Origin of the sequence: Streptomyces sp. NPDC006393 (assembly GCF_040628575.1) — a bacterium.
In the GTDB taxonomy this organism is placed as follows: Bacteria; Actinomycetota; Actinomycetes; order Streptomycetales; family Streptomycetaceae; genus Streptomyces.
In genome coordinates, this window is the sequence record NZ_JBEXZD010000023.1 from 33,445 (window position 1) to 53,705 (window position 20,261).

At 71.0% G+C, this 20,261-nt stretch carries 15 protein-coding genes and 4 tRNA genes; 9 read left to right on the forward strand and 10 right to left on the reverse strand.

Going from position 1 to position 20,261, the window contains the following annotated elements:
• The first annotated feature begins 83 nt into the window (after nucleotides 1-83).
• From ABZ484_RS12985 to purM, 4 genes are all read left to right on the forward strand, one after another.
• Nucleotides 84-722, forward strand: a complete 639-nt coding sequence (locus ABZ484_RS12985) for a helix-turn-helix domain-containing protein (protein ID WP_358865934.1) — start codon at nucleotides 84-86, stop codon at nucleotides 720-722.
• A 10-nt stretch (nucleotides 723-732) separates the two neighbouring features.
• A complete protein-coding gene (locus ABZ484_RS12990; RefSeq protein ID WP_358865935.1) occupies nucleotides 733-1,530 on the forward strand; it encodes a sterol carrier family protein in 798 nt (265 codons plus the stop codon).
• A gap of 277 nt (nucleotides 1,531-1,807) precedes the next feature.
• The gene (gene purF, locus ABZ484_RS12995; protein ID WP_358865936.1) at nucleotides 1,808-3,337 is read left to right on the forward strand and encodes an amidophosphoribosyltransferase; all 1,530 of its coding nucleotides are present in this window, start codon (nucleotides 1,808-1,810) and stop codon (nucleotides 3,335-3,337) included.
• Between the two features lie 34 nt (nucleotides 3,338-3,371).
• Entirely contained in the window at nucleotides 3,372-4,469 is a 1,098-nt protein-coding gene (purM, locus tag ABZ484_RS13000) for a phosphoribosylformylglycinamidine cyclo-ligase (protein WP_358865937.1), read from the forward strand.
• Nucleotides 4,470-4,594: 125 nt separating this feature from the next.
• On the opposite strand, the gene ABZ484_RS13005 is transcribed toward purM, so the two are convergent.
• Nucleotides 4,595-4,846: a DUF3073 domain-containing protein gene (locus ABZ484_RS13005; protein WP_358865938.1), complete on the reverse strand. Its 252-nt coding sequence runs from the start codon at nucleotides 4,844-4,846 to the stop codon at nucleotides 4,595-4,597.
• A 318-nt stretch (nucleotides 4,847-5,164) separates the two neighbouring features.
• Nucleotides 5,165-6,265, reverse strand: a complete 1,101-nt coding sequence (locus tag ABZ484_RS13010) for a Glu/Leu/Phe/Val dehydrogenase dimerization domain-containing protein (RefSeq protein WP_358865939.1) — start codon at nucleotides 6,263-6,265, stop codon at nucleotides 5,165-5,167.
• A 232-nt stretch (nucleotides 6,266-6,497) separates the two neighbouring features.
• On the opposite strand from ABZ484_RS13010, the gene ABZ484_RS13015 reads away from it, so the two are divergent.
• Together ABZ484_RS13015 and bldC are read left to right on the forward strand one after the other, a co-directional pair.
• On the forward strand, nucleotides 6,498-7,367 hold the full coding sequence (locus ABZ484_RS13015; protein WP_358865940.1) for a hypothetical protein: 870 nt from the start codon (nucleotides 6,498-6,500) through the stop codon (nucleotides 7,365-7,367).
• Between the two features lie 542 nt (nucleotides 7,368-7,909).
• Nucleotides 7,910-8,116: a developmental transcriptional regulator BldC gene (bldC, locus tag ABZ484_RS13020; RefSeq protein ID WP_003949541.1), complete on the forward strand. Its 207-nt coding sequence runs from the start codon at nucleotides 7,910-7,912 to the stop codon at nucleotides 8,114-8,116.
• Nucleotides 8,117-8,647: 531 nt separating this feature from the next.
• On the opposite strand, the gene ABZ484_RS13025 is transcribed toward bldC, so the two are convergent.
• The 8 genes from ABZ484_RS13025 to ABZ484_RS13060 all read right to left on the reverse strand — a co-directional run bounded on the left by ABZ484_RS13025 (nucleotide 8,648) and on the right by ABZ484_RS13060 (nucleotide 16,609).
• On the reverse strand, nucleotides 8,648-8,899 hold the full coding sequence (locus tag ABZ484_RS13025) for a DUF6274 family protein (RefSeq protein WP_358865941.1): 252 nt from the start codon (nucleotides 8,897-8,899) through the stop codon (nucleotides 8,648-8,650).
• 650 nt (nucleotides 8,900-9,549) lie between these two features.
• Nucleotides 9,550-9,624 (reverse strand) — tRNA-Asp (locus ABZ484_RS13030).
• A gap of 101 nt (nucleotides 9,625-9,725) precedes the next feature.
• Entirely contained in the window at nucleotides 9,726-13,721 is a 3,996-nt protein-coding gene (gene hrpA, locus ABZ484_RS13035; RefSeq protein WP_358865942.1) for an ATP-dependent RNA helicase HrpA, read from the reverse strand.
• A 103-nt stretch (nucleotides 13,722-13,824) separates the two neighbouring features.
• Nucleotides 13,825-14,502, reverse strand: coding sequence for a histone deacetylase (locus ABZ484_RS13040; protein ID WP_358865943.1), 678 nt, complete (start codon nucleotides 14,500-14,502; stop codon nucleotides 13,825-13,827).
• A 111-nt stretch (nucleotides 14,503-14,613) separates the two neighbouring features.
• Nucleotides 14,614-14,687 (reverse strand) — tRNA-Phe (locus ABZ484_RS13045).
• 24 nt (nucleotides 14,688-14,711) lie between these two features.
• Nucleotides 14,712-14,786 (reverse strand) — tRNA-Asp (locus tag ABZ484_RS13050).
• Between the two features lie 50 nt (nucleotides 14,787-14,836).
• Nucleotides 14,837-14,909: transfer RNA gene (locus tag ABZ484_RS13055), tRNA-Glu, on the reverse strand.
• An 80-nt stretch (nucleotides 14,910-14,989) separates the two neighbouring features.
• A complete protein-coding gene (locus ABZ484_RS13060) occupies nucleotides 14,990-16,609 on the reverse strand; it encodes a metallophosphoesterase (protein WP_358865944.1) in 1,620 nt (539 codons plus the stop codon).
• Between the two features lie 165 nt (nucleotides 16,610-16,774).
• On the opposite strand from ABZ484_RS13060, the gene ABZ484_RS13065 reads away from it, so the two are divergent.
• The 3 genes from ABZ484_RS13065 to ABZ484_RS13075 all read left to right on the forward strand — a co-directional run bounded on the left by ABZ484_RS13065 (nucleotide 16,775) and on the right by ABZ484_RS13075 (nucleotide 20,241).
• Complete coding sequence (locus tag ABZ484_RS13065; RefSeq protein ID WP_358865945.1) at nucleotides 16,775-17,125, forward strand: metallopeptidase family protein; 351 nt, start codon at nucleotides 16,775-16,777, stop codon at nucleotides 17,123-17,125.
• Nucleotides 17,126-17,305: 180 nt separating this feature from the next.
• Nucleotides 17,306-17,860, forward strand: coding sequence for a hypothetical protein (locus ABZ484_RS13070; protein ID WP_358865946.1), 555 nt, complete (start codon nucleotides 17,306-17,308; stop codon nucleotides 17,858-17,860).
• Nucleotides 17,861-18,069: 209 nt separating this feature from the next.
• The gene (locus ABZ484_RS13075) at nucleotides 18,070-20,241 is read left to right on the forward strand and encodes a DEAD/DEAH box helicase (protein WP_358865947.1); all 2,172 of its coding nucleotides are present in this window, start codon (nucleotides 18,070-18,072) and stop codon (nucleotides 20,239-20,241) included.
• Nucleotides 20,242-20,261 lie beyond the last annotated feature (20 nt).

Here is a 20,261-nt window from a genome sequence, read left to right on the forward strand (position 1 = left end):
CCCGAAGAATCTGTACTCGGTCAATCTTTCATCCGAGAAAATCATTGTGCTCGGACAAAGTATTGGCTTGGTACAGTGGCGCCATGGCCGAGGCGATGGGACTGCGCGAGCGCAAGAAGCGGCAGACGGCGATGCGCATCTACCGGGCGGCGGTCGCGCTCTTCGCCGAGCACGGCTTCGACGAGGTGTCCGTGCAGCAGATCGCGGACGCGGCCGAGGTCTCGAAGATGACCGTCTTCAACTACTTCGGCTCCAAGGAGGACCTGGTCTTCCGCCCGATGGAGGAGCACTTCGGCGACGCGGCCAGGGCGGTGCGCGAGCGCGGGCCGGGCGAGTCGGCGGTGGACGCCGTCCGCCGGCAGTTCCTCGGACTCGTCGAGACGCGGGATCCCTCCGTCGGCCTGCACGGCGAGCCGTTCACCCGCCAGGTGCGCCGGATCGTGGTGGAGACGCCGGTGCTGATGGAACGCGCCTTCGTCGCCGCCCAGAAGGGCACCCGCGAGCTGGCCGCGATCCTGGCGGAGGAGACCGGCGACATGATGCTCGCGACGGTCGCGGCCGCCATGCTCAGCGCCGCCCGCAACGCCCTCATCGAGGAGAACCACCGCCGCCTCGACTCCGGCGAGACTCCGGACGCGGTCGCCGCCGACGCCGCCGAGCGCGCCCACCAGGCCTTCGCCCTGGTGGAAAAGGGCCTGAGGGGCTATGCCGTGAGGGAATAGGCTCGCCGCCATGCCCCCGGCCAAGAAGCGCACCCGGACCTACGACCCCGCCCGGACCCGTGCGGCGGTCCTCGCCCAGCTCGGCAACGTACGGCAGGCCGTGCGCACCCTGACGCCCGAGCAGCTCGCCCTTCCCACGCGGCTGCCGGGCTGGACGGTGCGGGAGCTGGTCGCGCACATCGGCATGGCCGTCACGGCCGTCGGACGGTCCCTCGACCGTCCCGAGCCGGCCCGGCAGGACGCCGTGCTGCTCGACTGGCCGTTCGCGACCTCCGCCAACTCCTCGGCCATCGACGACTTCACGCGCCGGCTCGCCGGGGACCACCCCGACCTGGACGCCTACCTCGCGGACGTCGAGCAGGACCTGACCGGGCAGCTCGACACGCACCCCGGCACCCGGCTGCTGGCCACCAACGCCGGCGCCCTGCCGCTCGCCGACTACCTCGTCACCCGCACCGTGGAACTCGTGGTCCACACCGACGACCTCAACGCCGCCGTGCCCGGCCTGGACATCCCGTACGACCGCCAGGCCCTGGCCGCCGCCACGCGGCTCCTGGCCGACGCGCTCGCGGTCAAGGCGCCCGGCGGGTCGACCGAGGTGCGCGTCCCGCCGTTCGCCGTCGTGCAGTGCGTCGAGGGCCCCCGCCACACCCGCGGCACCCCGCCCAACGTCGTCGAGACCGACCCGCTGACCTGGATCCGCCTGGCCACCGGCCGCACGGCATGGCACGACGCCCTCCACGACGCCAGGCTCAGCGCCGGCGGCGACCGGGCCGACCTCTCGGGGCTGCTGCCGCTCATGGCGTGAGCCGGAGCCGAGGGGGCCGGGGGCGGTCCGGGTCCGGTCCGGGGGCGGTCCGGGGCGCTTCCGCCGCTGCGATGGTGTGCGACACCTCACTCATGTCCACCGGGGCAAGGGACTCCTGGGCGCGGCGGCAGCGCGGATGCTTCCCGTCGTCGCGCCGACGACTCGCCGTTGACCTGCGCAAACGCGGAAAGTGAGCCGACGGCGACGCGCGGGTGATCCACTTCCGCCGCGCATCCCCAATTCGGACCAGTGGTCGACCTCGCCTACACTCGGTGGCGTGCCACGTGGTGACGGTCGACTCAATCACGATCTGCTCCCCGGTGAGAAAGGCCCCCAGGACGCATGCGGCGTCTTCGGTGTCTGGGCTCCGGGCGAAGAGGTCGCAAAGCTCACGTACTTCGGGCTCTACGCCCTCCAGCATCGGGGTCAGGAATCCGCGGGAATCGCGGTCAGCAACGGCTCCCAGATCCTCGTTTTCAAGGACATGGGCCTGGTCTCCCAGGTCTTCGACGAGACCTCGCTCGGTTCGCTCCAGGGTCACATCGCGGTCGGACACGCCCGCTACTCGACCACCGGCGCCTCCGTGTGGGAGAACGCCCAGCCGACGTTCCGCGCCACCGCGCACGGTTCCATCGCGCTCGGCCACAACGGCAACCTGGTCAACACGGCGCAGCTCGCCGAGATGGTCGCCGCACTGCCCAAGGACACCAACGGCCGCTCCACCCGCGTCGCGGCCACCAACGACACCGACCTGCTGACGGCCCTGCTGGCCGCCCAGGTCGACGAGGACGGCAAGCCGCTGACCATCGAGCAGGCGGCCCACACCGTCCTGCCCAAGGTCAAGGGCGCCTTCAGCCTCGTCTTCATGGACGAGCACACGCTGTACGCGGCCCGCGACCCGCAGGGCATCCGCCCGCTGGTCCTCGGTCGGCTGGAGCGCGGCTGGGTCGTCGCCTCCGAGACCGCCGCCCTCGACATCGTGGGCGCCAGCTTCGTCCGCGAGATCGAGCCGGGCGAGTTCGTCGCGGTCGACGAGAACGGCCTGCGCACCTCCCGATTCGCGGAAGCGAAGCCCAAGGGCTGTGTCTTCGAGTACGTCTACCTGGCTCGACCCGACACCGACATCGCCGGCCGGAACGTCTACCTCTCCCGCGTGGAGATGGGCCGCCGCCTCGCCAAGGAGGCTCCGGTCGAGGCCGACCTGGTGATAGCCACCCCGGAGTCCGGCACCCCGGCCGCCATCGGCTACGCGGAGGCCTCCGGCATCCCCTTCGGCGCGGGCCTCGTGAAGAACGCCTACGTCGGCCGGACCTTCATCCAGCCCTCGCAGACCATCCGCCAGCTCGGGATCCGGCTGAAGCTGAACCCGCTGAAGGAAGTCATCAAGGGCAAGCGCCTGGTCGTCGTCGACGACTCGATCGTCCGCGGCAACACCCAGCGGGCCCTGGTGCGGATGCTGCGCGAGGCCGGGGCCGCCGAGGTCCACATCCGGATCTCCTCGCCGCCCGTGAAGTGGCCGTGCTTCTTCGGCATCGACTTCGCCACCCGCGCCGAGCTCATCGCCAACGGCATGACCATCGACGAGATCGGCACCTCGCTCGGCGCCGACTCGCTGGCGTACATCTCCCTGGACGGCATGATCGAGGCGACCACCATCGCCAAGCCGAACCTGTGCCGCGCCTGCTTCGACGGCGAGTACCCGATGGAGCTGCCCGACCCGGAGCTGCTCGGCAAGCAGCTGCTGGAGACCGAGCTGGCGGCCGGTCCCGCCGCCACGGCGGCCACCGACGCCATCCGTCGTCCGTAAGCCTCGTAGAAACCAACCCGAAAGATCCCAGGCAATGTCTGCTGTGCCAGATCAGTCGACTCCGTCGACGGGCCGTTCCGCCGGTGCTTCCTACGCGGCTGCCGGAGTCGACATCGAGGCGGGCGACCGCGCGGTCGAGCTGATGAAGGAGTGGGTGAAGAAGACGCAGCGCCCCGAGGTCCTCGGCGGCCTCGGCGGCTTCGCCGGCCTCTTCGACGCCTCCGCCCTCAAGCGCTACGAGCGCCCCCTGCTGGCCTCCGCCACGGACGGCGTCGGCACCAAGGTCGACATCGCCCGGCAGCTGGGCGTCTACGACACCATCGGCCACGACCTGGTCGCCATGGTGATGGACGACATCGTGGTGTGCGGTGCCGAGCCGCTGTTCATGACCGACTACATCTGCGTCGGCAAGGTCCACCCCGAGCGGGTCGCCGCCATCGTCAAGGGCATCGCCGAGGGCTGTGTGCTCGCCGGCTGCGCCCTGGTGGGCGGCGAGACCGCCGAGCACCCGGGGCTGCTCGGCGAGGACGACTTCGACGTCGCCGGCGCCGGTACGGGCGTCGTGGAGGCCGACCGGCTGCTCGGCGCCGACCGCATCCGCACGGGTGACGCGGTGATCGCCATGGCGTCCTCCGGCCTTCACTCCAACGGGTACTCCCTGGTCCGGCACGTGCTGCTGAACCAGGGCGGGCTGTCCCTGGACGCGCATGTCGAGGATTTCGGCCGCACCCTGGGCGAGGAGCTGCTGGAGCCGACCAAGATCTACTCGCTGGACTGCCTGGCGCTGATGCGCACCACCGAGGTGCACGCCTTCAGCCACGTCACCGGCGGCGGCCTCGCCGCCAATCTGGCCCGCGTGATCCCTGACACACTGCACGCCGTGGTCGACCGCGCCACCTGGAGCCCGGCCCCGGTCTTCGAGCTGGTCGGCAGGACCGGCGAGGTCGAGCGGCTGGAGCTGGAGAAGACCCTCAACATGGGCGTGGGCATGATCGCGATCGTGCCGCAGGAGTCGACGGACGCGGCCCTCGCCACCCTGGCCGACCGCGGGGTCGACGCCTGGGTGGCCGGCGAGATCACCGACCGTGGCGAGCACACCACCGGAGCCGCCCTGGTGGGCGACTACGCCTGATCAACGGGTGACGACAACACGGAACAACGGGTGACGACAGCACGAAACCCGGTCCGGCGCTGAAAGCACCGGACCGGGTGAAGTGCGGAACTACGACACGCGTTGGTACGGCAGAGCCGCGGGCGTCAGGCGCCGCGACGGTGTTGCGAGGAGTCGTCCTGCTCGTCCTCGTCGTCGTCCTCGTACAGCTCGGCGTACCGTGCGTACAGGTCGTCGTCGTCGTGCTCATCGTCCTCGAAGCGGTCGCCGTTCGGCGACTGGTTCGATGTCGATGCGCCCAGCTCCTCGGCCAGGCGTGAGAGGTCCGTCCCACCGCTGTTGTACTTCAGCTGGCGGGCGACCTTCGTCTGCTTGGCCTTGGCCCGGCCGCGCCCCATGGCTCGACCCCCTCAACGACGGGGCTCAACGGCCCCAGAGTCTGACACGCGTTCATGATCCGGAACGGGCTCTCCACAGAGAGACCGGTCCGTAGGGCTTCCACGGTACCTGAGCCCGCGCCCATACGGTACGTCGCCCGCAGGACGCGCGTGTGCGCAGAACCTTCGAGGCGCCCCGTCCTCGCTGGTCAGTGGCGATTTTAACCAGTTCCTGCCGGGCGACCCGCCGGTGGAAGTGAGAGTTCTCTCCAACTGCCCACCGGCAGGTACCGTCGAGGCCGGGGCATGCCCGGCGTCACCGCGTGGACGCGCTCCGTGTCAACGGGTCCGCGCGGCGCGCGCCTCCGACATCCGCTGCTCGGCGATCCGGTCGGCCGCGGCGGCCGGCGGAATCCCGTCCGCCTTCGCACGTGCGAATATGGCCAGCGTGGTGTCGAAGATCTTCGTGGCCTTCGCCTTGCACCGGTCGAAGTCGAAGCCGTGCAGCTCGTCGGCGACCTGGATGACACCGCCGGCGTTGACCACGTAGTCCGGGGCGTAGAGGATCCCGCGGTCGGCGAGGTCCTTCTCCACACCCGGGTGGGCGAGCTGGTTGTTGGCGGCGCCGCACACCACCTTGGCGGTCAGCACCGGCACGGAGTCGTCGTTCAGGGCGCCGCCGAGCGCGCAGGGGGCGTAGATGTCCAGGCCCTCGGTGCGGATCAGCGCGTCGGTGTCGGCGACGGCGGTGACACCGGTCGGGTACTGCTCGAGGATCGCCCGTACGGACTCCTCGCGCACGTCCGTGATCACGACCTCGGCGCCGTCCTTGCGCAGGTGCTCCACCAGATGGCGGCCCACCTTGCCGACGCCGGCGATGCCGACCTTCCGGCCGCGGAGCGTGGGGTCGCCCCACAGGTGCTGGGCCGAGGCCCGCATGCCCTGGAAGACACCGAAGGCGGTGAGCACGGAGGAGTCGCCCGCACCGCCGTTCTCCGGGGAGCGGCCGGTGGTCCAGCGGCACTCGCGCGCCACGACGTCCATGTCGGCCACGTACGTGCCGACGTCGCAGGCCGTGACGTAGCGCCCGCCGAGCGAGGCGACGAACCGGCCGTAGGCGAGCAGCAGCTCCTCGGTCTTGATCTGCTCCGGGTCGCCGATGATCACGGCCTTGCCGCCGCCGTGGTCGAGACCGGCCATGGCGTTCTTGTACGACATGCCGCGGGCGAGGTTCAGCGCGTCGGCGACGGCCTCGGCCTCGTTCGCGTACGGGTAGAAGCGGGTACCGCCGAGCGCGGGGCCCAGTGCGGTGGAGTGGATGGCGATCACGGCCTTGAGGCCGCTGGCGCGGTCCTGACAGAGCACGACTTGTTCGTGTCCCCCCTGTTCCGAGCGGAACAGGGTCTGCAGTACGTCGGACGCGCCGGTTACGTCGGTCACGGTGGTGACTCCCAGGTAAGTAGCGGCGAGTGGGGTCGGGCTCCCGTAAGGGTGGCGGGGGCCGTGGCGGAAGATTAGACCCTGATCACCTCCGCGGCGGGCCCAGTGGTCGGGATCACCCTCCCTCGGAGTAGCGTGCCACCCGCGCGTGGGACGATTTGCAGTGGTTTTCCGTCCGTCCGGGCGCGGGCCGGGCGGGTTTCGCCTCCGGTCCGCTGGGGAGGGAGCAGGCGTGCCCAAGGTGTCCTCCGTGGTCGTTCCGTACGCGACCTACTTGCGCGTCTACGAGCCGCTGGCCGCCTTCCCGGAGCCGGAGCGCAGCCACTGGGCGCGCTACGCCCGCCGCCCCGACCGCCCCTCCTGCCAGGACGAACTGCGCCGCTCGCTGGCCGATCTGCTGCCCACCCCGCCGGTGGCGGTGCCGGTGCACGAGAGCCGGGACGCGTTCGTGCTCGACGTCGACGGGGTGGTCTGCGTCTGCCCCTGGCGCACCCGGCTGCGCGGCTGGCAGGCCCTGGGCGATCTCGCCGAGGAGCTGCCCGCGGTGGTCCTGGACGCGGTACTGCCCCCGCTCGTACGGCGCCAGGCCACCCAGGACTACGAGCGCTGGCTGGCGGACAACCCGGACGCCCGGCCCTGGATCCGCACGGCGACCTGGCAGGTGCCGCTGAACTGGTTCGTGCTGGTCTCCGACGAGGAGCGGGAGTACGTCAAGGGCGCGGGCGGGACGGAAGCCGCCGGGGAGTGCCCGGGCGACGCGCCGCTGCTGCGCTACCGGACGCCGATGGTGCAGGCCCGGCGGCGGGTGGCGCGGGGGCTGCGGGCGCTTCGGGACGCCATCGACGAGAGCCCGCTGATCGACGGGCTGGTGGACGTGGGCCGCTGGCTGGAGGAGTTCCATCCGCGATCACTGGTGGAACTGGACTACGGCGGGCTGGTGCACGTGCTGCCGGCCGGTGAGCTGGAGGGCGATCACTCGGCGGCCGACGTGGCCGAGGGGATCGAGGCGCTGCGCCTGGGCGACGGGGTGGCGGCGGGCGAGGCGTACGCGCGGCTCGTGGAGCGCTGGCGGGCGGTGCGCGACCTGCGGTCGGCGAACTGATCGCGGTCCCTGCCCGCCCGGAGTGACCTGGATCACGGCTCGAACACCGTCGAACAGCGTACGGTCAGGGGCATTTGAGGGAGCTGACGGGACGTAGGTCTCGATCCGGGCGTTTGTCCCAAGGGTGACGGACAGCACTTACGCGACCCTTGCTCTAGTTGCCCCTCCTCGTGCCAAAATAGGACAAGGAGTTCGGGGAGTGCTCCATCCGCCCAACTATGCTCCGGCATGGGTGGAATCTCCGCATTGCACGCTTTGGGGGGTCTGGTGACTTCCTGATTGCCCTGTGACTGATCGTCACAGTGGTGTGACTGTCCGTTATGGCATGGTCCATCGGCTTCCGTCGGTGATGAACACCTGGGAGGGCAATTCCATCGGTTTGGCCGACGCGGCTGGACAGATGGTGTAGTTGTAGTGCCGAGGACAAGCCGTTCGTCCTATAACCGACTCGACTCGCGTCCGCCATTTCGGGCAACGCGGGTCAAGGTGCAGAATTTAGAGGAAAGAACCGAGAAGGTTCGGTTCTCCCGAGGAGGCCGCTCATGACCGCTCGCACCCCTGATGCCGAGCCGCTGCTGACCCCGGCTGAGGTCGCCACGATGTTCCGCGTCGACCCGAAGACGGTCACGCGGTGGGCGAAGGCCGGAAAGCTCACGTCGATCCGCACGCTCGGCGGGCATCGCCGCTACCGCGAGGCCGAGGTCCGCGCTCTGCTCGCGGGCATCCCGCAGCAGCGCAGCGAGGCCTGAACAACTCCATAACCGGGCAAACCGGCTGGTCCCCCAACTGGCCGTCATGTCCGGACCCATAGCTCCAAGCGACGCGGGTCCTGCCCCAACAGGGCCCACGCCCAAGCCGTCAGAGCTCTTCAGGCAATGCAACGGGTGCGTCGTCGATCGCGCTGGACTCCGCCGGGTCCAGCGCGATCTTTTTTGTGTGCTCGACGGGGGTCGGGTGCCGCACGTGCGAGCGGCCTTGTCGGAGGTTGGGGAGGGGTGTCGGATCCCTGGTGGAGTCCCCCGTCGGAGCCGCGCCGGCTCTTCCCGAGAGCCTCACAGGGCGGTGCAATTGCACATATTAAATCGACCCCTTGTAGGAGAGGTGTAAGTACCGCGCTTTCAAAAACTCATGCGGTGACACCCGTCACATGGCAGGACGCTTGTTGCGTGCCGCCTCCGTGCGCTAGAGGAGGTTCCGGTTCCACCGGCCCACGCAGGCGCGGGAGTTCGGGCGCAACCGGTCGTCCGCGCGCCGTTTCACCGAGGTGGTCCAGCAGGTCCTCACGCGGTCGAGGGCTGCTCGTCCTCCCACACCGCCTCCAGGGCCTCCAGCGCCTCCTCCGGGGCGCCTTGGGCCGTGTCGGGGGCGTCCTCGGCGGCCAGGGGGGAGCCCGGCCGGGGGGAGCTGTCCATCGCCAGCCGCAGGAGGTGGTGGCAGATGGGGCAGTGGCGGGTGAGATGGCGGTACGACGAGGCGGCCGCGAGGTGCGCACGGAGCAGCGCCCGTGTCTCGTGCCTGGCCGATGCCGCCATACGCCACCTCCAGCGGGCCGCACGACAACGGCGGCCCTGCTTTCTGGGGTACCGAGGGAATGTGACGCCGTCAAGGCCACACAGCACACGAAGGCTGGAGTCGGCCGGCCGCGATGGGACGCCCCCTTGACGGGCGGCGCGTGCGGATGCCCGTCGACCTCGACAGGCCGGAGGTGCAGCTCCCATCCGCCGGGGCGGGCGGGGCGTGCGGATGCCCGTCGGCCTCGACGGGTCGGAGGTGCAGCTCCCATCCGCCGGGGCGGGCGGGGCGTGCGGATGCCCGTCGGCCTCGACGGGTCGGAGGTGCAGCTCCCGTCCGCCGGGGCGGGTGGGGCGCGCGGCTGCTCTCCGCGCCGAGACGCCGACGCACGAAGAGGGCCCGCGTCCGGTGCTGGGTGCGGGTCTTGGCGGCGGTCCTGGCGGGATGTGCGTGTCCGATGGCGGCTTGGCCGCGGGCGTGGCCTCCGCCCGGACGGGGTGGGGCGGGAAGGGAGAAGGCCCGCGTCCGGTGCTGGGTGCGGGTCTTGGTGGCGGTCCTGGCGGGATGTGCGTGTCCGATGGCGGCTTCGCCGCCGGTGCGGCCTCCGCCTCGACGGGGTGCGGTGGGTGTGAAGAAGGCCCGCATCCAACATCGGATGCGGGCCTTGTTGCGGTCCTGACGGGATTTGAACCCGCGGCCTCCACCTTGACAGGGTGGCGAGCACTCCAAACTGCTCCACAGGACCAGGTTTCGCGGCGCCATTCGTGCGTTGCGCTGCGAGAAGAGACTGTACAGGAGGTGGGGCGCCTGGTCGAACTCACTTAGCGTGCAGGCGCCGTCACCACCTCACGACCGGGACGGGACCGCCGCGTCGATCGCCTTCACGATCCGCTTGTCCGACACCGGGTACGCCGTGCCCAGCGCGTGGGCGAAGTAGCTGACCCGCAGCTCCTCGATCATCCAGCGGATGTCCCGCACCTGCTGCGGCACCGGACGCCCCTGCGGCATCTGCTCCAGCAGCCACGCGTACTCGTCGCGCATCTCCTGGACCTTCTCCATGCGCGTGGTGTCCCGCTGGACGTTCGTCGGCATCTGCTGCAACCGCCGGTCCGCGGCCACCAGGTAGCGCATCAGGTCGGGCAGCCGCCGTATCCCCGCCTCCGTGACGAAGCCGGGCTTCACCAGGGCGTCCAGCTGCTGCCGTACGTCCGCCAGGTTCGGCAGCAGCGCGGGGCTGCGTACGGCCTTCAGCCGGCGCTCACACGCCTGCCAGGCGGCCAGCACCTGCTGCACCTGGCCCACGGTCCGGACGGTCAGGTCCACGATCTCGGCGCGCACCCTGTCGTAGAGCTTCCGGTACGACTCCTCGTCCCAGGCCGGCCCCCCGAACTCGCCGATCAGCCGGTCCGCCGCCGCCGTCGCGCAGTCGTCGAACAGGGCCTGGATCGAACCGTGCGGGTTCGCCGACAGGCCCAGCTTCTGCTGGTTGGTCAGCTTCTCGGACGCGAACTTCGCGGGGTTGACCGGGATGTTGCGCAGGATCAGCCGCCGCGTGCCCTGCCACATCGCCTCGGCCTGCTCCGCCTCGGTGTCGAAGAGCCGTACCGAGACCGTGTCCGCCCTCGGCCCGTCGTCGACGAGGGCGGGGTAGGCCTTCACCGGCTGGCCGGCCCGACGGGTCTCGAAGACCCGGGTGAGCGAGCCGATCGTCCAGTCCGTCAGCCCCGTGCGCTCCAGCGACTCGCCGCCGGTGCGTTCCGCGGTCGCCGCCGCGGCCTGGGAGAGGGCCTTGCGCGCCTTCGGCCTCAGCTTGAGCTTCAGGGCTTCGAGGTCCTTGTCCTCGGCCAGCTTGCGGCGCCGCTCGTCGACGACCCGGAAGGTGATCTGCAGGTGGTCGGGGACCTTGGACCAGTCGAAGTCATCGGCCTCGAACGGCACGCCGACCATGCGCTTCAGCTCGCGCGCCATCGTGGTGGTGAGGGGCTCCTGGAGGGGCACGGCGGTGTCCAGGAACCGCTTCGCGTAGTTCGGCGCCGGCACGTAGTTGCGGCGGATCGGCTTGGGCAGCGAGCGGATCAGCTCGGTGACGACCTCCTCGCGCAGGCCCGGGATCTGCCAGTCGAAGCCCTCGTCGGTGACCTGGTTGAGCACCTGGAGCGGGATGTGGACGGTCACACCGTCGGCGTCCGCCCCCGGCTCGAACTGGTACGTCACCCGGAACTTCAGGTTCCCCTGCCGCCAGGAGTCCGGATAGTCCGCCTTGGTGACCGCCTCCGCCGACTCCCGGATGAGCATCTCCCGCTCGAAGTCCAGGAAGTCGGGCTGCTCGTGCCGCTTGCGCTTCCACCAGGAGTCGAAGTGGGCACCGGAGACCACGTGTTCGGGCACCCGCTGGTCGTAGAAGTCGAACAGCGTCTCGTCGTCGACGACGATGTCCCGGCGCCGGGCCCGGTGCTCGAGCTCCTCGACCTCGCTCAGCAGCCTGCGGTTGTCGGCGAAGAACTTGTGGTGCGTGCGCCAGTCGCCCTCGACCAGCGCGTTGCGGATGAAAAGCTCCCGGCTGACCTCGGGATCGACCCGGCCGTAGTTCACCTTGCGCTGCGCGACGATCGGCACGCCGTACAGCGTGACCTTCTCGTACGCCATCACCGCCGCCTGGTCCTTCTCCCAGTGCGGTTCGCTGTACGTCCGCTTCAGCAGATGGCCGGCCAGCGGCTCGACCCACTCGGGCTCGATCTTCGCGTTCACCCGGGCCCACAGCCGCGAGGTCTCCACCAGCTCCGCGGACATCACGAACCGCGGCGGCTTCTTGAACAGCGCCGAGCCGGGGAAGATCGCGAACTTGGCGTTGCGGGCGCCCAGGTATTCGCCCCGGCCGCCGTCCCGGCGTCCGCCGGGACCCGAGTCCTTGGACTCCTTCACGTCCTTCATGCCGATGTGCGAGAGCAGACCGGCGAGCAGCGAGATGTGGACGCGGTCGCTCGGGGCGTCCTGGTCGTTGAGGTGGATTCCCATCTGCTTGGCGACCGTGCGCAGCTGGGTGTAGATGTCCTGCCATTCGCGGATGCGCAGGAAGTTGAGGAACTCCTGCTTGCACATGCGCCGGAAGGAACTGGACCCGCGCTCCTTCTGCTGCTCGCGGATGTAGTGCCAGAGGTTGAGGAAGGCGAGGAAGTCGCTGGTCTCGTCGCGGAACCGGGCGTGCTGCTGGTCGGCCTGGGTCTGCTTGTCGGCGGGGCGCTCGCGCGGGTCCTGGATGGACAGCGCGGCCGCGATCACCATCACCTCGCGCACGCAGCCGTTCCGGTCGGCCTCCAGGACCATCCGGGCCAGCCGCGGGTCGACGGGCAGCTGGGCGAGCTTGCGGCCGGTCTCGGTGAGCCGCTTGCGCGGGTCCTTCTGCGCCGGGTCGAGAGCGCCCAGCTCCTGGAGCAGCTGCACGCCGTCGCGGATGTTGCGGTGGTCCGGAGGGTCGATGAACGGGAACTTCTCGATGTCCCCGAGGCCGGCCGCGGTCATCTGGAGGATGACGGACGCCAGGTTGGTGCGCAGGATCTCGGCGTCGGTGAACTCCGGCCGGGCGAGGAAGTCGTCCTCGCTGTAGAGCCGGACGCAGATGCCGTCGGAGGTACGTCCGCAGCGTCCCTTGCGCTGGTTGGCGCTGGCCTGCGAGATCGCCTCGATGGGCAGCCGCTGCACCTTGGTGCGGTGGCTGTAGCGGGAGATCCGCGCGAAGCCGGGGTCGATGACGTACTTGATGCCCGGCACGGTCAGGGAGGTCTCGGCGACGTTGGTCGCCAGCACGATCCTGCGGCCGGAGTGGGGCTGGAAGACCCGGTGCTGCTCGGCATGGGAGAGCCGCGCGTACAGCGGCAGCACCTCGGTGAACCTGTACTGCTTCTTGGTGAGCGCGTCGGCGGTGTCGCGGATCTCCCGCTCCCCGGAGAGGAAGACGAGGATGTCCCCGGACCCCTCGGCCATCAGCTCCTCGACGGCATCGGTGATCGCGGTGATCTGGTCCCGGTCGGCGTCGTCGGAGTCCTCCTCCAGCAGCGGCCGGTAACGCACCTCCACGGGATACGTCCGCCCGCTGACTTCGATGATCGGTGCGTCACCGAAGTGCCGGGAGAAGCGCTCGGGGTCGATGGTGGCCGAGGTGATGACGACCTTGAGGTCCGGCCGCCTGGGCAGCAGCTGCGCCAGGTAGCCGAGCAGGAAGTCGATGTTGAGCGACCGCTCGTGCGCCTCGTCGATGATGATCGTGTCGTAGGCGCGCAGCTCGCGGTCGGTCTGGATCTCGGCGAGCAGGATGCCGTCCGTCATCAGCTTGATGAAGGTGGCGTCCGGATCGACCTGGTCGGTGAAGCGCACCTTCCAGCCGACGGCCTCGCCCAGCGGCGTGTCCAGCTCCTCGGCCACGCGCTCGGCGACGGTCCGGGCCGCGATCCGGCGGGGCTGGGTGTGCCCGATCATGCCGCGCACGCCCCGGCCCAGCTCCATGCAGATCTTCGGGATCTGCGTGGTCTTACCGGAACCGGTCTCACCGGCGACGATGACGACCTGGTGATCGCGGATGGCGTCGGCGATCGTGTCCTTCTTCTGGCTGACCGGCAGCTGCTCGGGGTAGCTGACGGCGGGCACGCGGGAGCGCCGGGCGGCCATGCGTGCCTCGGTCTTCCCGATCTCCGCCTCGATCTCGGTGAGGACGGCGGCACGGGCCTCCGGCTTGCGGATCTTGCGCGCGCCCTCGAGCCTGCGCCCGAGCCGGTGCGCGTCGCGCAGCGACAGCTCGGTCAGACGGGAGGCGAGGGCGCCCAGGGCGGGGGCGGGATGCGTAGACATACGCGATCCAGGATCTCACCCCGGGGAAATCGCGCGCGAATGATTTGACCGCGGCGCCCGATGGACCGTACACGGACCGTACTCCGGTGGCACAGGTCGTGCCTCAGAGGTCGTGCGGATCCGCTCGCAGCAGGTCCGTGACGGCCTCCTCGGACCAGTGGCCGATGGCGCCGGGGCAGGCGGCGACATAGGACGCGATCGCCTCCGTGTCCCAGGCGCCGGCCGCCAGCAGGCCCCCGGCCAGGAAACGGACGTAGGCGGCCGACGGCGGGTTCGAGCGGACGTCGTTCATGCCCCACGGCGCGGTGAAGGTGAGGACGGGCAGGCCGTCCGTCTGGCCGGCGCAGACGAGGGTCTCGTAGCGGCCGGGCCCCAGCACGGCCCGGCCATGGGTGAGCACCTCGCCCAGGTCGAGACTGGCGCCGGGCTCCCGGTACATCTCCTGAGCCGCGATGTCGCAGAACTGCTCGGTCGACAGCAGATGGGCCCGCGCCATGACCCGGCCGTCGGCCCGGGGGTCGTAGAAGGCCCTGCCGCCTCCCCACACCGGTGACTCGGTGGCGAAGTACAGGGCGCCGGTCAGTTCCACCGGGATCGACCGGGAGGGCATCCGGGGGTCGCGGCATCCCGGATACGTCCGTGCGGCCCCCGGCGGTCTGCCGCCCCGGATGTAGAGGGCGAGCCGGTCGAGGTGCATGTTCGAGCCGTAGGACGTGTACCAGACCCGCTCCGGGCACGGGTCGGTCGGTAACGTCCGATCGATGCTGTTCAGGGCCTTCACGCCTGCTGGCTCCTCGATCCGGCGATGGCGCACCCGATTGGCGTAGGCGGCACGAAAGAGCCCCTCCCCGGGTGGATCGGGGAGGGGCTCATGCCCTGGTCAGGGCGGTTGTGGCTGGGGCCGGGGTCGAACCGGCGACCTTCCGCTTTTCAGGCGGACGCTCGTACCAACTGAGCTACCCAGCCACGAGGTTTCACGTGAAACCTCAGCGGTCCTGACGGGATTTGAACCCGCGGCCTCCACCTTGACAGGGTGGCGAGCACTCCAAACTGCTCCACAGGACCATGTGGTTGTGTGCGAACCATCGAACGTAAGTGTCGCACACCGTACTGCGTGCCCCCAACGGGATTCGAACCCGTGCTACCGCCTTGAAAGGGCGGCGTCCTAGGCCGCTAGACGATGAGGGCTATCGGCCCGCCTGGGCGCTTCTCAGCGCGTCGGGGACGTGAGAAGCATATGGGATGGCGAGGGGTATCGCCAAAACCGTTTACGGCCCGGCGGGCGAGGAGACGGAGGACGGCGAGCTCGGGGCCGGAGTGGCGCCGGGAAGATTGTCCTCGGGCAGGTGGCGGCTGACCTCGGCCGTCGTCTGACCCAGACCGCCCAGCTTGATCGCGTCCCAGGCCTGGAGGCGGTGGCTGTCGCGGTCGAAGTAGAGGATCGACGCCTCGATCGGGGCCGGGTATTCGTGCTCGACCGCCCGCAGGCCGCTGCCGCCCGTCGAGCCCTCCATGCGCAGCCGGGTGCCGTACTTCATGACCTCCGTGTCCTCGTGGTGCAGATGGCCGCACAGGACCAGCGGCACCGTGCCGTCCGTCTCGCGGGCCGCCGACGGCTCGTGGGCGACGGCGACGTCGACCGGGGTGCCCCTGGCCTGCTGCTCGCGCAGCGCCGACGCCAGACGGGTGCCCGCCAACCGTTCCGCCGCGTCGCCGCCGGGCACGGCGGAGCGGTCGGGGGTGAACTGGGGGTCGCCGGTGCCCGCGAAGCGCAGGCCCGCGACCGTCTCGGCGCGGCCCTCGTCCAGGACGTGCACGTTCTTCATGCGCTCCAGGTAGCGCTGGGTGGTCATCGAGTCGTGGTTGCCGCGCACCCAGACGTACGGCACGCCCAGGTCCTTCACCGGGTCCAGGAAGCCGTTCTCCGCGGCCGTGCCGTGGTCCATCGTGTCGCCGGAGTCGACGATCACATCCACTTTGTACTGCTCCACCAGCGAGGCGATGATCTTCCAGCTCGCCGGGTTGAGGTGGATGTCGGACACGTGCAGCACGCGGATCGTCGTCGGATCCGGCTGGTAGGCGGGGAGCGTGGAGGTGACGTCGTAGAGCTTGGTCACGTTCGTCACCAGGCGCGCCAGCTCCTTCTGGTAGACGTCGAACTCGGTGACGATGCTGCGCGCGTTGCCGACGAGGGAGGGCGCGGAGGACAGCAGCCCGGAGAACTTCGGCTCCAGCACGGACTTGGGGTTCCAGGTGGCGTACGCCGTCGCCCCGGACGCGGCGAGCAGGGCCAGCGCCAGGCCGCCGGCCGCCAGGGCGCGGCGCGGGCGGCGGTAGACCGCGAGGCCGAGGGCGGTGGCGCCGGAGACCACGGCCACGCAGGACCGTACGGCCAGGTCGAGGGTGCCGTGCTCGATGTCGTGCACGACCTCGTCCTGGAGTCCGGAGATCCGCTCCGGGTGGTCGACCAGTGCCTGGGAGCGTTCCGGGTCGAGCTGGTCGACGTCGACGTCCAGTCGGACCGGGGCTGCGTGGCTGTCCAGTTCCAGGGCGCCGAGCGGGGAGACGTTGATCTTGGTGCCGCCGCTCAGGGAGGGGCGCAGGGCCATCGTCGTGTCCATGGGACCGACCGGCACCCGTACGTTGCCGACGATCAGCAGCCCCAGCCAGGCGCCGGCGAGCACCACGGTGACCAGGCCCAGGGCGCGGAGCCAGGGGTGCGGCTCGGGGGTCAGGGTCGCGGGGGTCCGCGCCCTCGGGGCCGGAACCTTGGGGATCAGGGCCCTGGGGACCAGGGCTTTGGGGGTCAGGGTGAGGGCACGCGCCGCCCTCCGTGGGCCGTGCGTGCGGTGCAGCCGCTTCAGGGCTGCGGCGGAGACGCGGGCCATTGGTCGCGTATGCCCATGGGCGGCGCCGGATATGCGCGGTGTGCGGGGATGGGGCGCGTGGGACATGTGCCGGTGTGCGGGTGGGACGTGCGACGGTGTGCGGGTGGGGACGTGCGCCGGTGTGCGGGTGGGGACGTGTCCGGTCGCGTGCCGGACAATGGGCCTGTGCTGGAGATGACGCGCGAGGAGTTCGAGGAACTGGTCGCCGAGGCCCTCGACCGGATCCCGCCGGAACTGACACGGCTGATGGACAACGTCGCGGTGTTCGTCGAGGACGAACCGCCCGCCGACGACCCCCAGTTGCTCGGGCTGTACGAGGGCACGCCGCTGACCGAGCGCGGTGAGTGGTACGCGGGCGTGCTGCCCGACCGGATCACGATCTTCCGGGGGCCGACGCTGCGGATGTGCGAGTCCCGCGAGGACGTCGTCGAGGAGACCGAGGTGACCGTGGTGCACGAGATCGCCCATCACTTCGGCATCGACGACGCCCGGCTGCACGCGCTGGGGTACGGCTGAGGCACGGGGAAGCGCACGGCCCCGTCGAGTTCCCGGGGCGGCCGTGCGCTTCCCCCGGGGCCGGCCGTGCCGGGATCCCCTGGTTGGGCCTGCCCCTCGGACGGTGGCCGCGCCCGCGTGTCTTCTTGCGGGCGCCGGGAGTTGGGCACGGAGACTTCTTCCTCCCGGAGGTGGCTTCCCGTGCGCCCCTTGCCTGTATCCGTCCGACTCGCCGCCGCGGCTCTCGCCGTCACCGCCGCCGCCGGCTGCGTGAGCGTGGGGGAGGACTCCGGCGGCGGGGCCCGGCCGTCGCACTCCGCGGACCGGCGCGGGGGTGCGGCACCGGCCGGGGGGACGGACGTGTCCGGCGGTGCGGCGGGGCGCGCCGGCGGCGCGGGCGACGCCGAGCACGGGCACGGGGAGCAGGAGAAGGGGAAGCAGGACGGGTCGCCGTCCGCGTCGGCCTCGCCGTCGGCCACGGGCAGCGCGTCCGCCGCACCGCCCGGCAAGCGCGCGGTGCCGCCGAAGCCGGGCGCCCCGACCCCGACCGAACCGGCGCCCGAGCCGCCGCAGACGTCCGCCGTGCCGGAGCCGCCCCCGGCCTCGTCGCCCCCGCCGCCGGCCTCGCCGGAACCGACGGTGGCCGAGCCGTCGTCCTCGGCGCACGAGGGCACCGGGACCCAGCTGGTGCAGCGGGAGCCGGCGCCCGCACCGATCGGCGGCTACGGCCGTCGGCCGGGCCGACTGCACCACTGACCTGCGAGAACGGCCCCCGGTTTGCCTTGAGGGGTCATGGGTGCGTATGGTGGCAGATCGTTTGATCCCATTTGCCCGGCGCCCATGCAGAGCGCGCCGTGTGGCGCGTACTCTCCCTTGCCGTGGCGGACCGCATCGAGGCGGTCGTAATGCGAAACACGGAGTTGACGGGCGCGTGCCGACGAGACTCCGGAAGGTTTCGCATTCGCATGTCCATTGCCAGTACTGATCACGTCGTCGTGCCCGAGAGCACCGAGGACGCCCTCGAGGGCCAGGAGGCCCCTCGCGAGGACCAGGCCCCCGAGATCACCTTCGCGGACCTGGGCCTGCCCGAGGGCGTCGTCCGCAAGCTCGCGCAGAACGGCGTGACCACCCCCTTCCCGATCCAGGCCGCGACCATTCCGGACGCCCTGGCCGGAAAGGACATCCTGGGCCGCGGCCGCACCGGCTCCGGCAAGACCCTCTCCTTCGGCCTGCCGACCCTGGCCACGCTGGCCGGCGGCCGTACCCAGAAGCACAAGCCGCGCGCGGTCATCCTCACCCCGACCCGCGAGCTCGCCATGCAGGTGGCGGACGCCCTCCAGCCCTACGGCGACGTCCTCGGCCTGAAGATGAAGGTCGTCTGCGGCGGCACTTCCATGGGCAACCAGATCTACGCACTGGAGCGCGGCGTCGACATCCTGGTCGCCACCCCGGGCCGGCTGCGCGACATCATCAACCGCGGTGCCTGCTCGCTCGAGGACGTGCGGATCGCCGTGCTCGACGAGGCCGACCAGATGTCCGACCTGGGCTTCCTGCCCGAGGTGACCGAGCTGCTGGACCAGGTCCCGGCGGGCGGCCAGCGGATGCTGTTCTCCGCGACGATGGAGAACGAGATCAAGACCCTCGTCGACCGCTACCTGACCGACCCGGTCAGCCACGAGGTCGACGCCGCCCAGGGCGCGGTGACGACCATGTCGCACCACATCCTGATCGTGAAGCCGAAGGACAAGGCGCCGGTCACCGCGGCCATCGCCTCCCGCAAGGGCCGCACCATCATCTTCGTGCGCACCCAGCTCGGCGCCGACCGCGTGGCCGAGCAGCTGCGCGACGCCGGAGTGAAGGCCGACGCGCTGCACGGCGGCATGACCCAGGGCGCCCGCACCCGCACCCTGGCCGACTTCAAGGACGGCTACGTCAACGTCCTGGTCGCCACGGACGTCGCCGCGCGCGGCATCCACGTCGACGGGATCGACCTGGTCCTGAACGTCGACCCGGCCGGCGACCACAAGGACTACCTGCACCGCGCCGGCCGTACGGCCCGCGCCGGCCGCACCGGCACGGTCGTCTCGCTCTCGCTGCCGCACCAGCGCCGCCAGATCTTCCGCCTGATGGAGGACGCGGGCGTCGACGCCTCGCGCCACATCATCCAGGGCGGCGCGGCCTTCGACCCGGAGGTCGCCGAGATCACCGGCGCCCGGTCGATGACCGAGGTGCAGGCCGAGTCCGCGGGCAACGCTGCTCAGCAGGCCGAACGGGAGGTGGCCCACCTCACCAAGCAGCTGGAGCGCGCGCAGCGGCGCGCGGCCGAACTGCGCGAGGAGACCGACCGGCTGCTGGTCCTGGTCGCCCGCGAGCGGGGTGAGGACCCCGCCGCCGTGGTGGCCGAGGCGCAGGCTGTGGCCGAGCGGGCGGCCGAGGTGTCGGTGCCCGAGCAGCCGGTGGCCCAGGACGTCGACCGCGCCGAGCGTACGGCGGCTTCGTCGTCGTACGACCGTCGTGAGCGGCGGGACGAGCGCGGCGGGCGGACGTTCGACCGTGAGCGTTCCTTCGACCGGGACCGGGACCGTGATCGTGGCGGCCGTTCGTTCGAGCGCCGTGACGACCGGGGCGGTTTCAACCGGGACCGCGACCGGGATCGCGACCGTGACCGGGACCGCGGTTTCGACCGCGGCGACCGCGGTGACCGGGGCGGCTTCCGCCGTGACGACCGTGCGGACCGCGGTGACCGCGGCGGCCGTTCCTTCGACCGTGACCGTGACCGCGGCTTCCGCCGTGACGACCGGGACCGGGACCGTGACCGTGGCGGCCGTTCGTTCGAGCGCCGTGACGACCGGGGCGGTTTCAACCGGGATCGCGACCGCGACCGTGACCGCGCCCCCCGCTCCTTCGACCGTCGGGACGACCGGGGCGGCTTCCGCCGCGACGACCGTCCGGCGCGCCGCGACGAGCGTGGCGGTCACCGTGGCAGCGACCGCCCGTTCAACCGCGACCGCCAGGGCGACCGCCCCGGCTTCCGCTCGGGTGGCCACGAGCGTCCGTACGGTCGCCGTGACGACCACCGTGGCGGCGGCTCCTTCGGGCGCCGCGAGGACAAGCCGCGCTGGAAGCGCAACGGCTGAGAACGCGGCGGCTGACAGCC

Bases quoted from the DNA above. Each gene is read 5' to 3' on its own strand.
- bldC (WP_003949541.1), top strand. From the start codon at position 7,910: ATGACCGCTCGCACCCCTGATGCCGAGCCGCTGCTGACCCCGGCTGAG.
- ABZ484_RS13075 (WP_358865947.1), top strand. From the start codon at position 18,070: ATGTCCATTGCCAGTACTGATCACGTCGTCGTGCCCGAGAGCACCGAG.
- hrpA (WP_358865942.1), bottom strand. From the start codon at position 13,721: ATGTCTACGCATCCCGCCCCCGCCCTGGGCGCCCTCGCCTCCCGTCTG.
- ABZ484_RS13060 (WP_358865944.1), bottom strand. From the start codon at position 16,609: ATGGCCCGCGTCTCCGCCGCAGCCCTGAAGCGGCTGCACCGCACGCAC.
- purM (WP_358865937.1), top strand. From the start codon at position 3,372: ATGTCTGCTGTGCCAGATCAGTCGACTCCGTCGACGGGCCGTTCCGCC.
- ABZ484_RS12990 (WP_358865935.1), top strand. From the start codon at position 733: ATGCCCCCGGCCAAGAAGCGCACCCGGACCTACGACCCCGCCCGGACC.
- ABZ484_RS12985 (WP_358865934.1), top strand. From the start codon at position 84: ATGGCCGAGGCGATGGGACTGCGCGAGCGCAAGAAGCGGCAGACGGCG.
- ABZ484_RS13005 (WP_358865938.1), bottom strand. From the start codon at position 4,846: ATGGGGCGCGGCCGGGCCAAGGCCAAGCAGACGAAGGTCGCCCGCCAG.
- ABZ484_RS13025 (WP_358865941.1), bottom strand. From the start codon at position 8,899: ATGGCGGCATCGGCCAGGCACGAGACACGGGCGCTGCTCCGTGCGCAC.